Consider the following 13,992-nt stretch of genomic DNA (forward strand, 5'->3'; position numbering starts at 1 on the left):
CGACACGGCCCACGACGAAAAAACCGTACGGCCAGTCACGCCCGCACCGCCCCGTTCGCCGTCCAGCGTATATAATGAGCCAACAGCTGTTGGGGAAATCCTTACTCATCAATCCCCGCAAATCTACGTCGAACGATACCAGATGACATACAATCTCGGCGTCGACGTCGGCGGGACGTTCACCGACGTCATCGTCTTCGACGAGTCGACGCACGAACTCACGATCGACAAGGTCCTCTCGACGCCCGCGAACCCCTCCGAGGGGGTGTTACACGGGATCGAGGAGGCGACGGCGAAGGCGGACACGTCCGTCTCGGAACTCGACCTCCTCTTTCACGGTACGACCGTCGTGACGAACATGCTCTTGGAGGAGACGGGGTCGCGCGTCGGCCTTCTCACGACGGCCGGCCACGAGGACATCCTCCACCTGGCCCGCGCGTGGACGCCCGGGCCGCTGTACGGGTGGATGGGAATGGAGAAGCCGAACCCGCTCGCGGACCTCGTGGACACACGGGGAGTCGGCGGACGCATCGCGTCCCCGTCGGGCGAGGAGCAGGAACCGCTCGACGAGGAGGCGGTGCGGGCGGCCGTCCGCGACCTCGCGGACGCCGGCGTCGAATCGCTCACCGTCGCGCTGTTGAACTCGTATCTCAACCCGACCCACGAGGAGCGCGTCCGCGAAATCGTCGCCGACGAGGCCCCCGCGCTGCCGGTGTCTATCTCGTCGGAAATCGTCCCCGAGTACGGCGAGTACGAACGGACGCTGACGACCGTCATCAACGACTACGCGCGGCCGACCGTCATCGCGTACCTCGACGACCTCGACGACTCCCTCGCCGACGCCGGGTCGACGGCGACGATGAACGTCGTCCGCTCCGACGGCGGCCTCATGAGTTCTTCGGCCGCGAAGGAGCGCCCGGTCGAACTCGCACTGTCCGGTCCGAGCGGCGGGGTCGTCGGCGCGGCCACCATCGCCTCGAAGAAGGGCGTCCCCGACGTTCTCACCCTCGACATGGGCGGCACGTCGACCGACGTCTCGCTCGTCGAGGAGGGGTCGCCGGGGACGACCCGGAAGACGAAGGTCGGCTACCGGGAGTTCACCTCCCGCTCCATCGACGTCAACACGGTCGGCGCCGGCGGGGGCTCCATCGCCCGCGTCCAGTTGAACGGCTCGCTCCAGGTCGGCCCCGAGAGCGCCGGCGCCGACCCCGGCCCGGCGTGTTACGGACAGGGCGGCGAGGAACCGACCGTCACGGACGCGAACGTCGTCCTCGGCCGGATTCCCTCGTCGGTTCAACTCGGCGGTCGGATGGAACTCGACCGCGAGGCCGCCCGCGACGCCGTCCAGACCGTCGCCGACGACCGGGGGACGAGCGTCGAAGAGGCCGCACAGGCCATCCTCGACATCGTCAACGAGAACATGCACGGGGCGCTGCGCGTGGTCTCGGTCGAGCGCGGCTACGACCCCGCGAGTTCGGCCTCGTCGCGTTCGGCGGTGCCGGCCCGATGCACGCGAACGCGCTCGCCGACGTGATGGGCGCGTATCCCCTCATCGTCCCGCCCGGACCGGGCGTCATGTCGGCGTTCGGCTTTCTCACCTCCGACATCCAGAACGAGTTCGCCGAGACGTATCTCGAAACCGAGGCGGACGTCGACGGCGCGGCGGTCTACGAGGAGTTTCGGGCGCTCCGGGACGAGGCGACGGAGTGGCTCGTCTCCGAAGGCGTCGACGAGGCCGACCACTCGTTCGAGTACGTCGCCGACTGCCGGTACTTCCGGCAGGACATCCAGATGTCGATTCCGGTCTCCGTCGAGAACCTCCGTGGGGAGGCCGGAATCGCGGAGATCAAGGACGACTTCGAGGCGCGCCACGACCGACAGTTCGGCTTCTCGCTCGACGCACCCCTCGAAATCGCGAACCTCCGCGTCATCGGGAAGGGGACGCTCCAGGGCGTCACCATCGAGGAACACGAACCGGGGGGTTCTGATCCCGGTGCCGCCGAAGTCGACACCAGCGAGGTGTACTTCGACGACTCGTACCACGAGACGCCCGTGTACGACCGCGACGCCCTCCGCGCCGGCAACGAGATTGCCGGTCCCGCCATCGTCACGGAGGACGACTCGACGGTCGTCGTCCAGCCCGGTCACGCCGCGCGAATCGACCGCTACGGCAACATCGAAATCACCAGAGGTGAGGGACAATGAGCGACACTCCGGAGTTCGTCGGCGAGCACGACATCGACCAGACCACCCTCGACATCATCGAGAGCACCCTCTCGAACACCCGCTACGAGATGGACCGGGTGGTCGAGACGACGGCCATCAGCCCGGTCATCCGCGAGCAGTCCGACCAGTTCCCGCTCATCGCCGACGCCGAGGGACGGATGGTCATGGGACAGTTCGGGTCGGCCATCGACACCATCCTCGACAACGCGTCGTTCGACCGCGCCGACCTCGAAGACGGCGACGTCGTCGCCACGAACGACCCGTACATGTGCGCCGGCGCGGTGTCGCACACGCCGGACATGCTGCTGTTGCGACCCATCTTCTACGACGACGACCTGGTGGGTTTCTCCAGCCAGTGGGGCAACCTGATGGACGTCGGCGGGAAGACGCCCGGGAGCATGCCCGTCCAGGCCCGAACCATCTTCGAGGAGGGGATGCGCCTCCCGCCGGTCAAACTGTACAAACGCGGGGAGATAGACACCGAACTGCTGGAGTCGTTCGCGCACAACACGCGCCTGCCCGAACACGCCGAAGCCGACATCAAGGCGCTGGCCGCGGGGACGAAAGCCGCCGAGACGCGGGTCCAAGAGCTCTGCGATAGGTTCGGGAAGGAGACGTACCTGGAGGCGTGTGACGCCATCCTCGACCGCACCCGCGACGGGATGATCGACCTCATCCACGAGTTCGTCCCCGAGGGCGAGCGCTACACGTTCGAGGACTACGCCGACGACGACGGCCTGGGCAACGGCCCCATCAAACTCCACCTCGAAATCTACCGGGAGGGCGACACGGTCTACCTCGACTGGACCGGCACCGACGAACAGGTCCCGGGCACGGTGAACTTCCTCTTGAACGAGAAGATGTTCAAGATGTTCACCGGGGTGTTCCTCATCATGGCGTTCGACCCCCTCCTCACGTTCAACGACGGTTACTACGACCTCTTCGAGGTGACGCTCCCGGAGGGGTCGGTCCTGCAACCGGAGTTCCCGCCGCGCTCGGCAACCGGTTGCCGCTGATGGCCCGCCAGTTCGACGTGCTTCAGGCGACGTTCTCGAAGCTCATCGACGGCTTCTCGGTCGCCGGCAGCTACGGCACGTCGCCGAACCTGGTGTACGCGGGGACCGACTCGGACGGCAACGACTTCCAGATGCTCGAAATCCTCTACGGGGGGATTCCGGCCCGACCCGGCGGCGACGGCCTCGACGGCCACTCGTGGTGGCCGCTCTTCCGGACCGTCCCCGCGGAGTACCAGGAGGCGTACTACCCCCTCTCTATCGACGAGTACAGCACCCGCGCGGACACCGGCGGCCCCGGCGAGTTCCGCGGCGGCCACGGCATCACCAAGGTGTACACGTTCGAGGAGGAGGGCGCGATCACGTTCCAGGACGACCGCGCGCACACGTACCCGTGGGGCGTCGACGGCGGGACCTACGCGCAGACGAGCGAGAAACTGCTGATCCGCGCCGACGGGACCGAGGAGGAACTCCCCTCGAAGGTGGAGAACGTCCCCGTCGGGGCGGGCGACAAACTCGTCTTCAGCACGGCCGGCGGGGGCGGACTCGGCGACCCGCTCGACCGCGACCCCGACGTCGTCGCCAGCGAGGTCGAACGCGGGCTCGTCTCCGAATCGGCGGCACACTCGGCGTACGGCGTCGTCCTCACCGACGACGGCGCGGTCGACGGAGCCGCGACCGACGAGCGCCGCGCGGAGCTCCGCGAGGAGCGCGACGAACCGGAGCAGTTCGACTACGGTCCCCTCCCCGACGAGGAGACCCTTCGAGAGCGGATCCGCGAGGAGCGCGAGACGTTCGAGAACCGGCAGCGCTGAACCGGACCCACACGACCACCACCCCACCCTCCCTCTCTCACACCACACACCATGGATTGGCCAGACGGATTCGACGCGGAGTACGACGACGAGGCGTTCGGCGCGAGCGTCGGGCTCGGCGACCAGCCCGCGCTCGTCGTCATCGACCTCATCAATGCCTTCACCGACCCCGAGACCGACCTCGGCTCGGACGTCTCGGGGGTTATCGACCAGGCGGCCCGACTGCTCGCGGCGTTCCGCGACCACGACCTGCCGCGGTACTTTACGACCGTCGCCTACGAGGAGTCGTACGGCGACGCCGGGCAGTTCATCGAGAAGGTGCCCGCGCTCAGGGAACTCCGACTCGGCACCGACGCGGTCGAGGTCGACGACCGACTCGCGCCGAAGGGCGACGAACGAGTCGTCCTGAAGAAGTACGCGAGCGCCTTCTTCGGGACCGACCTGCAAACTGAACTGACGACACACCGCGTGGACACGCTCGTCCTCGCGGGCGTCACGACGAGCGGCTGTATCCGCGCGACTGCGGTGGACAGCCTCCAGCACGGCTACCGGACCATCGTGCCCGCGGACGCGGTCGGCGACCGAGCGGAGGGGCCACACCACGCGAACCTCTTCGACATCGACGCGAAGTACGGCGACGTCGTGACGACCGACGCGGTCCTCGACCACCTCGACGGGATGGACGATGCGTGAGGGCTCTCCCGGGGGGTGTCGGCGTGACCGACGCCGGTGCGCGGTTCCGCACGCTCCTCGCGCGTGACGACCTGCTCGTCTGTCCGGGCGTCCACGACCCGCTGACGGCGGCGGTCGCCGACTTCGTCGGCTTCGACACCATCTACATGACCGGCTACGGCACGTCGCTCTCGAAGGTCGGCTACCCCGACGCGGGCTTCATCACGATGCCGGAGATGATCGACAACGCCGCGAACATCCAGGAACGCATCGACGTGCCGCTCCTCGCCGACGCGGACAACGGCTACGGCAACGCGACGAACGTCGTTCGAACGGTTCGAGAGTACATCAAGGCGGGCGTCGCCGGCATCCACATCGAGGACCAGACGTTCCCGAAGCGGTGCGGGCACACCACGGGGCGACAGGTCATTCCGCGAGAGGAGGCGGTCGGGAAGATCAGGGCCGCGGCCGACGTCCGCGACGAGCGCGGGGAGGATTTCGTCCTCATCGCCCGGACCGACGCCCGCGGGACGGGCGACGGATCGCTCGACGAAGCGATCGGCCGGGCGAACGACTTCCTCGATGCCGGCGCGGACGTGGCGTTCGTCGAGGGGCCGACCGACGAGAGCGAGCTAGAGCGCATCGGCCGCGAGGTCGACGGCCCGCTCGTGTACAACTTCGTGGGCGACCTCGGCTCCTCGCCGTACGTCGAACTCGACGCGCTCGACGGGTGGGGCTTCGACGTCGTGTTGTTCCCCATCACGGCGACGCTGTCGACCATCGCGAGCGTCCACGAGGACCTCAGCGCCTTCGCCGACGACCCCGTCGCGGGGATGCGACGCATCGACGACAAGTTCAACCGCCAGCCCGTCGGCAGCCTCCACGACTTTTCCGGCTTCCCCGAAGTCGTCGACTGGGAGCGAGCGTACCTCCCTGACGAGGAACGGGACAAGTACGAGGGCTCGCTCGGGGACGACGTCGAGTCGGGCGGGAGGTAGCCGCCCGCCCTCGAAGCCGGTGTCGAGGAGTCGTGCGTACCGTCGTCCTCCACGAACCGAGCATACCTCCGCGCGCCGCCCCGAACCGCTTCGAGAGGGGTGACCGTCGACGTTAGATCCGTTGCCTCGGCTCGCAGGAGACGGTATCGGCGTCGTCGTCGTATCGGACCAGCCCGGCGGCGTCCAGTTTCGGGAGGTGAACGTGACGGAGCGTCAGTCCGAACTCTTCGAGGTCCTGTGGCGTCGCGGCATCGGCGGTGACGAACTCGGAGAGTTCCCGGACGAGTTCGTCGACTGCCACCGCCGACCCGTGAGCGTCGACCGCTTCCACGACGGACGAACGGACGGGGTCCTGGAGCATCTCGAGCACCGACCACAGCTCCGCCCCCGTCTCCCGGAGGAGGAGCGCGGAGAGAAGCCCTCGTCGGAGGTCCGGATGGGGTCCGAGTTCGACGAGGTCGTCGTCCTCGTCGACGGTGACCAGTTCGGCGGCGCTGAGGACGGGGAGGTCCACGTGATGGAGCGTGACGATCGCGTCGCGGCCGGTCGAGGGCGAACCCGCTCCGTCGGCTTCGACGACGGCGGACGCGAGGTCGTCGACCGGCACCGGATCGGTTCGTTCCAAGAGAGTGGCGACGATTCGTCGCCTGCGCGCGTCCGAGAGCGCCCTGATCGTCTCTGCTGAGTACGCGCTGGTGCCGAAAGGCCCAGTTTGCTCGTCGGTGCGCGACCGGACGGTCATAGCCGTCTCGATAAACGGGAGTTCGCGGCAAGTGCGTACCGCCAATACGATTAGGTTCGGGGAGTCCCGCGTCGGCCGCGAGGCTGCGGGGACGTGACGAGTGTGAGGAGGGGACGGGTGGCTCGACGAATCGGTTGAAACGGGGGTCGTCGGAGGCGTCGTGGGACACACGGGTGTCGTGCCTGCGTCCGGCACGGGTCCGTGTTCACAGGAACTGCGCCGGGACGGTCGAGAGCAGCGGGACTCTCGTCACTCCCCCAGTCCGGCGCGTCCTCTCCCTCGTTCGGAGGGCGATTGAACGTATTAGAGATACACACATACTCCTTATCCCAAAAGAATTAGCCATCGAGCGCGCTCGTCGTGGGAGCGAAGCGAATCGGGGCGTGAGTCACTTCTCGCCGGACTCCACGGAGACGGCGCGTGTCGCTGACGCGCGGGAGACTCCGTCGGCGGAGTCTTTTTGTAGCGGAACGGCCACGAGGTAGCAATGGCCTCACACGCGCTGACGGAGAGTTTACGAGAGACGCTGGAGGTGTTCTTCGGCGTCGACGAACCGCTCGCGACGACGGACGTCGCCGACCGACTCGGTCTCGGGAGACGGAGCACGTACGAGCGACTCGACAGGCTCGTCGGCCAGGGAGAGTTGGAGACGAAGCGGGTCGGCGCGAGCGCCCGCGTGTGGTGGCGGCCCCGTGTCGGCGCCGGTCACGAGGGCGACGTCGGCGTCCTCCTCTTCGACGGGCACTCGGAGGTGGTGTGGGCGAACGAGGCGGCCGGACAGCACTTCGGGACCCCCGCGACCGGTTGGTCGGCCACGACAGGCGCGCGCTCGTCACCGAGGTCATCGCCCCGGCCGTCCGAGACGGTGAGCGCGTCACGCGTGAGATGCTCGACGACGGCGACGCGGGCTCCACTCGACTCGCGTTTCAGCTACGGCACGGACCGAACCGGGAGGGCCGGTGGCTCGAACACCGGAGCGAACCCATCGAAGACGGCCCCCTCGCCGGCGGCCACGTGGAACTCTACTACGGCATCGCGGACGGGCGGGAGTCGGAATCGACCGCCGAGCGGGACGACCAGTTCGAGCGACTGGTCGACGCCGTCGAGGAGTACGCCATCTTCAGACTCGACGAGAACGGACACGTCGAGAGCTGGAACCACGGTGCCGAGCGGATCAAGGGGTACCAGGCCACCGAAATCGTCGGGGAACACTTCTCGACGTTCTACACCCGAGACGACCGCGCGGCCGACATCCCCGACCGAAACCTCCGCGCGGCCGCCGACCACGGCTCGTTCGAGTCGGAGGGGTGGCGCGTCCGCGAGGACGGCTCGCGCTTTTGGGCCAGCGTGACCATCTCCGCCGTGTACGACGACAGCGGCGACGTCAAGGGGTTCGTGAAGGTGACTCGTGACATGACCGATCGGCGGGAGCGCGAACGACAGTACCGGCGAGAGCGGGACCTGCTACAGCAGATTCTCGACACGGCTCCCGTCGGAATCGGCGTCTTCGACGAGCGGGGCGAAGCGGTCCGGATAAACGACCGATTCACGGAACTGCTCGGGAGAGAAGCGAGCGACCCCGAGCCGTACCGGCTGGGCCAACAGCCGCTCCTGGGTGCGGACGGCGACGTGATCCCGTTCGACGACCGACCGGCCGCCCGAGCGCTGGCGACCGGAGAGTCGGTCATCGACCGTCGCGTACGGGTCGACGGGAACGACGACCGGACGAGATGGCTGTCGGTCAACGCGACCCCGTTCGGGGACGAACCCGGCAGGGTCGTCGTGACGATCGCGGACGTGACACGGCTGAAGGAACAGGCGGAGCGGCTCGAACGACAGCGCGACGACATCGAGAGCGAACTCCGCGTCGTGTTCGACCGGATCGACGACGCGTTCTTCGCGCTCGACGGGAGCTGGCAGTTCACCCACGTCAACGGCCGCGCAGCGGACCTGCTGAGCCGGTCGAGCGCCGAACTCGTCGGTCGGAGCGTGTGGGACGTGTTCCCGGAAGCGCGCGGAACCACCTTCCAAGAGGAGTACGAGGAGGCGATGGAGACCCAGGAGACGACCAGTTTCGAGGAGTACTTCGAACCGCTGAACACGTGGTTCGAGGTGTCGGCGTACCCCTCCGAGAGCGGGCTGTCGGTGTACTTCCGGGACGTCACCGACCGCAAACAGCGCGAACAGGAGTTGGAACTGTACGAGACCGTCGTCGAGACGGTCGACGACGGAATCTACGCCGTCGACAGCGACGCCGAGTTCGTCATGGTCAACGACGGGTTCTGCGAACTCACCGGCTACGACCGCGACGAACTCCTGGGTCGGCACGCGACGGCGATTCACGACGGCGACGTCACAGGCCGTGCGGAGGCCATGGTCGACGAGATACTCGACGAGAGGCGAAGCGTCGCGACGATCGAACTCGACATCCACCGGAAGGACGGGGGCTCGGTCCCGTGTGAGAGCCGGCTCGCGCCGTTCGAGCTGAACGGCGAGTACGGTCGGTGCGGGGTGGTTCGCGACGTCTCGGCCCGTCTCGAACAGGAGCGGGAACTCGAAACGCGCGTCCGACAGCAGGAAGTCGTCACGGGCCTCGGTCAGAAGGCCCTCGAGGACCGAGACCTCGACGCGCTCATGCGCGAAGCCACGGCTCTCGTGTCGAGCACGCTCGAGAACGACTCCTGTGCGGTACTGGAACTCGACGTTGACGCCGAAGCGTTGTCGGTGCGACAGGGCGTCGGCTGGCAGAGCGGTGTCGTCGGCGCGGCGACCGTCTCGGCGGTCGGAGGCGAGTCGCAGGCTTCGTACACGCTCCAGTCGCGCGACCCCGTCGTCGTCGAAAACCTCGAGACGGAGACCCGATTCGACGGATCGGGCCTGTTGACCGAGCACGGGGTGCGAAGCGGCATCAGCGTCGTCATCGGCCCGTGGGACGACCCGTGGGGGGTTCTCAGCACCCACGACAGCGTCGAGCGGTCCTTCGCCCGCACGGACGTCGACTTCGTCCAGTCGGTCGCGAACGTCCTCGCCTCCGCGATCGACCGTCACGCGCACGAGACGAGGCTGGTCCGCCAGCGCGAACAGCTCAGGGCGCTCAACGACGTCAACCGGGTCGTCAACGACATCACCGTCGCGGTCATCGAGCAGTCCACCCGCGCGGAGATCGAAGAGACGGTCTGCGAACGACTCGCGGGGACGGAGTCGTACTGCTTCGCGTGGGTCGGCGAGGTCGACGTCGCCTCGGAGGACGTGTGCATGCGGACGGAGGCCGGCGTCGAGAACTACCTGGCGGAGATCGACCTGTCTATCGACCCCGACGGGCCGGGGGGGACAGGTCCGACCGCACGGGCGTTTCAGACCGGCGAGATACAGACCGTCCAGGACGTGGCGACCGACCCCGAGTACGAGCAGTGGCGTGACCACGCCGAGCGGTACGGCTACCGGTCGTCGGCCGCAGTCCCGATCAGTCACGACGGGACGCTGTACGGGGTCCTCAACGTCTACGCCGAGCGGCCGTACGCGTTCGAGGGGGAGGAGCGGTCGGTCCTCAGGCAACTCGGTCGGGTGGTGGGCCACGCCATCGCCGCCATGGAGCGTAAGCACGCGCTGATGAGCGACGAACTCGTCCAGCTCCAGTTCCGTATCCCGGAGATATTCGAGGCGCTGGACATCGGCGACGCGGTCACCGGGACGATCACGTTCGACCAGACAGTGCCGCTCTCCGAGAGCGAGTACGTCGTCTACGGTCACGCGACGCCCGACGCCGTCGAGGGTGTCCGGAGCATCGTCGACACGATTCCCCACTGGATAGCCGTGACGTTCCGTGACGAGGACGAGGGGGCAGACCGTATCCCGTTCGAACTGAGACTCTCCGAACCGCCGGTGCTGTCGGCGGTCGCGGCTGCCGGCGGCTCCGTCGAATCCGCGCGCATCGAGGACGGCGACTACGAGATGACAGTCCACCTGTCGCCGACCGCGGACGCGAAGCGAATCATCGACCTCGTCCGAGCGGAGTATCCGGCGGTCAGCCTGCTCAAACGAACCCAGGTCACGCGGACGGACGAATCGTCCGCACGTATGCGGAGAGAACTGGCCGAGGCGCTCACCGACCGACAGCGAACGACGCTCGAGATGGCGTACTACGCCGGCTTCTTCGAGTGGCCTCGGCACGTCTCCGGCAAGGAGATGGCCGAGACGATGAGCGTCTCCCCGCCGACGTTCCACCAGCACCTGCGGAAAGCCGAACGGAAGGTGTTCGACTCGCTGTTCTCACACGCGGCTGAGAACGCCGGGTGATCGACCCGGTCGCGTCCGGAGGTGACGGCTCGAAGAGATGTTTTGTCCATCCTAACTGTCTCTAATACGCGATTAGTTAACCCCTCTGAACGTCTTACTCCGAGTACGCACATGTCCCTCTTTCAGCTGACGGGTTTTCAACGCGACCTCATGTTCGTTATCGCCGATCTCGACCAGCCATCCGGCCAAGCGATCAAGGAGCGGCTCGAAGAGGAACTCGGAATCGAAACGAACCACGGCCGCCTCTACCCCAACCTCGACACGCTGGTGGAGGAGGGCTTCGTCGAGAGGGGGAATCTCGACCGGCGGACGAACTACTACGTGTTATCGGATGCGGGGCGGCAGGCACTCGTCGAACGGCGTGAGTGGGAGGATCGGGCCCTGAGACACGTCGAGTGAACCGGCGTTCGTCTCTTCGGCTCACCCCTGCTGCCCGCTTCGCTCGCACCTGACGAAGGAGACGTCGCACTCTGTCGCGACCCACTCACCCGGTGTGTCCCTCCGCTCTGCCGTCTGCGGGAGCGGCCTCGGTTTCGACGCCTCGGATCTCGAACCGAGCACCGCCGTCTGCGCTCTCCGCGACCGAGATCTCCCAGCCGTGCGCCTCGACGATCTGTTGGACGATGGTCAGCCCGATTCCCGTCCCGTCGCTGTTCGTGGAGTAGCCGCTCTCGAAGACGCGGGCACGCTCGTCCGGTTCGATGCCGGGGCCGTCGTCGGCGACGTAGAATCCCGCCCCGTCGGCCAGCCCACCGACGGTAACTCGGACGTCCGGGCCACCGTGCTCCACGCTGTTGCGGAGGAGGTTCTCGAGCAGCGTCGACATCCGGCTTCGGTCGGCCAGGACCGTCGGTGCGTCGTCGACCGCGAGCCTGGCGTCACCCGTCTCGACGTTCCGCCAGCAGTCGGGGACGAGGTGACCGAGCGAGACCGGATGCACCTCGCCGACGGCCTCGCCCTCCCGCGCCAGCGTCAGCAGGTCCGTGATGAGCTGGCCCATCCGGTCGAGCGCGCGTCCAATGGGCGCGAGTCGGTCGCTCTCACACTCCTCGCGGACGAGCGCCAGGTTCCCGGAGGCGACGCTCAGTGGGTTGCGGAGGTCGTGTGAGACGACGCTCGCGAACTCCTCGAGTCGGTCGCGCTCCCGACGGAGTTCCCGCTCTTTCTCCTTTCGGTCGGTGATGTCCGTTCCGGTGAGAAAGACCCGGGAGTAGTCGCCGGCCGCGGACCGAGGGATGTAGAGGTCGAGCATCTCGTCGTGTCGCTCGCCGTCGAACGACCGGTAGACGGTGTCGGCCCTGAACCGCGTGTCACCGTTTGCGACCGCGGCCAACTCCGCGGCCGCCACCTCGTAGGCCTCGTCGGTGAAGAGCCGGTCGAGGTTGTCGACGAGGTCCGCTTTCGACTCCGCGCCGTAGTACTCGATGGCGTTCCAGTTCACGTCGACGACCTCTATCGTCTCCAACAGTCGGCGGAGCTCCGTCGGATGGTCGAGCAGGTACTGTTCGACGTCGTCGACCTCCTCACGGAGTTCGTCCAGCGCCGCCTTGGTCTCGGTGAAGTCCTCCTCCCAGACGGTGAGCGGGTTGTTCTCGAAGAGCGACTCGTACCGCTCCCTGGTCGCGTCCAGTTCCGATTCGCGCCGCTTCTGCTCGGTGACGTCACGGTTCGTGCAGATGAGCGTCCCGTCGTCGAGGAGCGAGAGGGTGACCTCGACGGGGACCGACTCGCCGGTTCGCGTCCGCCCGACCGTCTCGCCGCGCCACTCTCCGGTCCGTTCGAGTTCCGGAAACACCTGCTCGTCGAACCGGGCCGTCTCGTCGGCGTCGTACAGTCGCCGCCAGCTTCTGCCGATGAGTTCTTCGGGTCGGTAGCCGAACACGTCGGCGTGTGACTCGTTCATGTAGACGTACTCGCCGTCGGCGTCGAGGATGGCGATGCCGTCCATCGCCGCTTCCATCGCGGCGGTCCGCAGTTCCGTGTCGGCCGCGTACGTGTGACGCTCGGTGACGTCGGTCGCCACCCCCGCGAGTTCGACGACTTCGCCGGCTCTGTTCCTGACCGGATAGGCTCTGAGGTGTATCCAGCGGAGCCCGCGGTCGGGGTGCTGGAGACGGAACGTGCGCTCCAGCGTCTGGTCGGTCGAGCCGTCGCGGTGGCGACGCAGCGCCCGTCGGAGTTCCTCGCGGTCGTCCGGGTGGACGTGGCGTGTCAGCGCCCCCAGGTCCGGGGTCGCGTCGGCGAGCGAGACGCCGAATATCGCTTCGAGTCCGTCGTTGACGAAGCCCGTGTCCTCGTCGCCCGTCCCGACGAGGAAGAGCCCGTTCGGGACCGCGTCGGCGAACCGCTCGAACCGCTCGCGAAGCCGGTGGAGTTCGCTCGCCCGGGCCACGTGGTCGCTGACGTCGCTGACGATACAGATGAGTTCGCCGTGGTCGGTCGCCACGAGGGAGTGGTCCTCGACGAACGTACTGCCGTCGGCGCGGAGACCGGTCGTCGTGCCGTGCCAGTGCCGCTCGCGTTCGAGCGCCGCGGTGATCTCCTCGTGCACCGCTTCGGCCTCGTCGTCGGGCGAGACCAGTTCCCAGTGCTCGCCGAGCATCTCGTCGGAGTCGTAGCCGTAGAGATCGGCGTACGTCGCGTTGACGTAGACGAACCGACCGTCGCTGTCGAGAATACTGACCCCCTCGTGTGCGCTCTCGATCACCGCGAGGTGGCGGTCGCGAGCCTGTTCGGCGCGAGCGTGCTCGACCGCGTTGGTGATCCGATTCGCGAGCAGCGCGTACTGGTCGGTGCCGGTTCCCTTCTGAAGGTAGTCGGTGACCCCCGCGTAAATCGCCTCGCTGGCGACACCCTCGCTCCCCTTCCCCGTGAACAGGATGAACGGGAGGTCCGGACACGACTCGCGAACGGCCTCGAGAAGTTCCAGGCCGTCGATCCTCGGCATGTCGTAGTCGCTGACGATACAGTCGATGTCGGCCGCCGCCAACCGGTCGAGCCCCTCACGTGCGCTCGTCGCCGTCTCCACGACGAGGCGGTCGTCCTCGTGCGGAACGTACTCGGCGACGAGGTTTGCGAGTGCCGGGTCGTCGTCGACAACTAGCACGTGAATCGAGCCGTCCTCCATCGCTCACTGTGTAGCTTTCGAGAGAATATAAACTCACGCGATGGTGATATGTGAATATTTTGTTACGTCCGCCGGAACTGCACCCGCCGCCCGCCGGTTGCTC

At 67.2% G+C, this 13,992-nt stretch carries 7 protein-coding genes and 2 pseudogenes; 6 read left to right on the forward strand and 3 right to left on the reverse strand.

Annotation, left to right across the window (positions count from 1 at the left end; translation table 11 throughout):
* Positions 1 to 142: 142 nt before the first annotated feature.
* The 4 genes and pseudogenes from C2R22_RS14945 (at position 143) to C2R22_RS14960 (ending at position 5,724) form a co-directional block, all read left to right on the forward strand.
* Positions 143 to 2,205: pseudogene (locus tag C2R22_RS14945) on the forward strand (hydantoinase/oxoprolinase family protein).
* Between the two features lie 89 nt (positions 2,206 to 2,294).
* Positions 2,295 to 4,054 (forward strand): annotated as a pseudogene (locus tag C2R22_RS14950) (hydantoinase B/oxoprolinase family protein).
* A gap of 51 nt (positions 4,055 to 4,105) precedes the next feature.
* Positions 4,106 to 4,747 carry an isochorismatase family protein gene (locus C2R22_RS14955; protein WP_103426468.1) on the forward strand — a complete coding sequence of 214 codons (642 nt, stop codon included), beginning with the start codon at positions 4,106 to 4,108 and terminating at the stop codon, positions 4,745 to 4,747.
* Positions 4,748 to 4,770: 23 nt separating this feature from the next.
* Positions 4,771 to 5,724, forward strand: a complete 954-nt coding sequence (locus C2R22_RS14960; protein WP_103427696.1) for an isocitrate lyase/PEP mutase family protein — start codon at positions 4,771 to 4,773, stop codon at positions 5,722 to 5,724.
* Between the two features lie 112 nt (positions 5,725 to 5,836).
* Here the strand turns inward: C2R22_RS14960 and C2R22_RS14965 are convergent, their stop codons facing one another.
* Entirely contained in the window at positions 5,837 to 6,466 is a 630-nt protein-coding gene (locus C2R22_RS14965; protein WP_103426469.1) for a DUF7344 domain-containing protein, read from the reverse strand.
* A 514-nt stretch (positions 6,467 to 6,980) separates the two neighbouring features.
* Positions 6,981 to 7,211 (reverse strand): hypothetical protein, encoded by a 231-nt coding sequence (locus tag C2R22_RS14970; RefSeq protein ID WP_103426470.1) that lies wholly within the window; start codon positions 7,209 to 7,211, stop codon positions 6,981 to 6,983.
* Between the two features lie 11 nt (positions 7,212 to 7,222).
* Here C2R22_RS14970 and C2R22_RS14975 point away from each other — a divergent pair, with 11 nt between their 5' ends.
* Both C2R22_RS14975 and C2R22_RS14980 read left to right on the forward strand, forming a co-directional pair.
* The gene (locus tag C2R22_RS14975; protein WP_103426471.1) at positions 7,223 to 10,762 is read left to right on the forward strand and encodes a PAS domain S-box protein; all 3,540 of its coding nucleotides are present in this window, start codon (positions 7,223 to 7,225) and stop codon (positions 10,760 to 10,762) included.
* Between the two features lie 111 nt (positions 10,763 to 10,873).
* Positions 10,874 to 11,161, forward strand: a complete 288-nt coding sequence (locus C2R22_RS14980; protein ID WP_103426472.1) for a helix-turn-helix transcriptional regulator — start codon at positions 10,874 to 10,876, stop codon at positions 11,159 to 11,161.
* 85 nt (positions 11,162 to 11,246) lie between these two features.
* Here C2R22_RS14980 and C2R22_RS25665 read toward each other — a convergent pair whose 3' ends face one another.
* Complete coding sequence (locus C2R22_RS25665) at positions 11,247 to 13,889, reverse strand: PAS domain S-box protein (protein ID WP_173862807.1); 2,643 nt, start codon at positions 13,887 to 13,889, stop codon at positions 11,247 to 11,249.
* Positions 13,890 to 13,992: the final 103 nt, after the last annotated feature.

The organism is Salinigranum rubrum (assembly GCF_002906575.1).
GTDB lineage: Archaea > Halobacteriota > Halobacteria > Halobacteriales > Haloferacaceae > Salinigranum > Salinigranum rubrum.

What these genes read in the sequence shown, in the direction of transcription:
- C2R22_RS14955 (WP_103426468.1), top strand. Translation starts at nt 4,106, where the DNA reads ATGGATTGGCCAGACGGATTCGACGCGGAGTACGACGACGAGGCGTTC.
- C2R22_RS14965 (WP_103426469.1), bottom strand. Translation starts at nt 6,466, where the DNA reads ATGACCGTCCGGTCGCGCACCGACGAGCAAACTGGGCCTTTCGGCACC.
- C2R22_RS25665 (WP_173862807.1), bottom strand. Translation starts at nt 13,889, where the DNA reads ATGGAGGACGGCTCGATTCACGTGCTAGTTGTCGACGACGACCCGGCA.
- C2R22_RS14980 (WP_103426472.1), top strand. Translation starts at nt 10,874, where the DNA reads ATGTCCCTCTTTCAGCTGACGGGTTTTCAACGCGACCTCATGTTCGTT.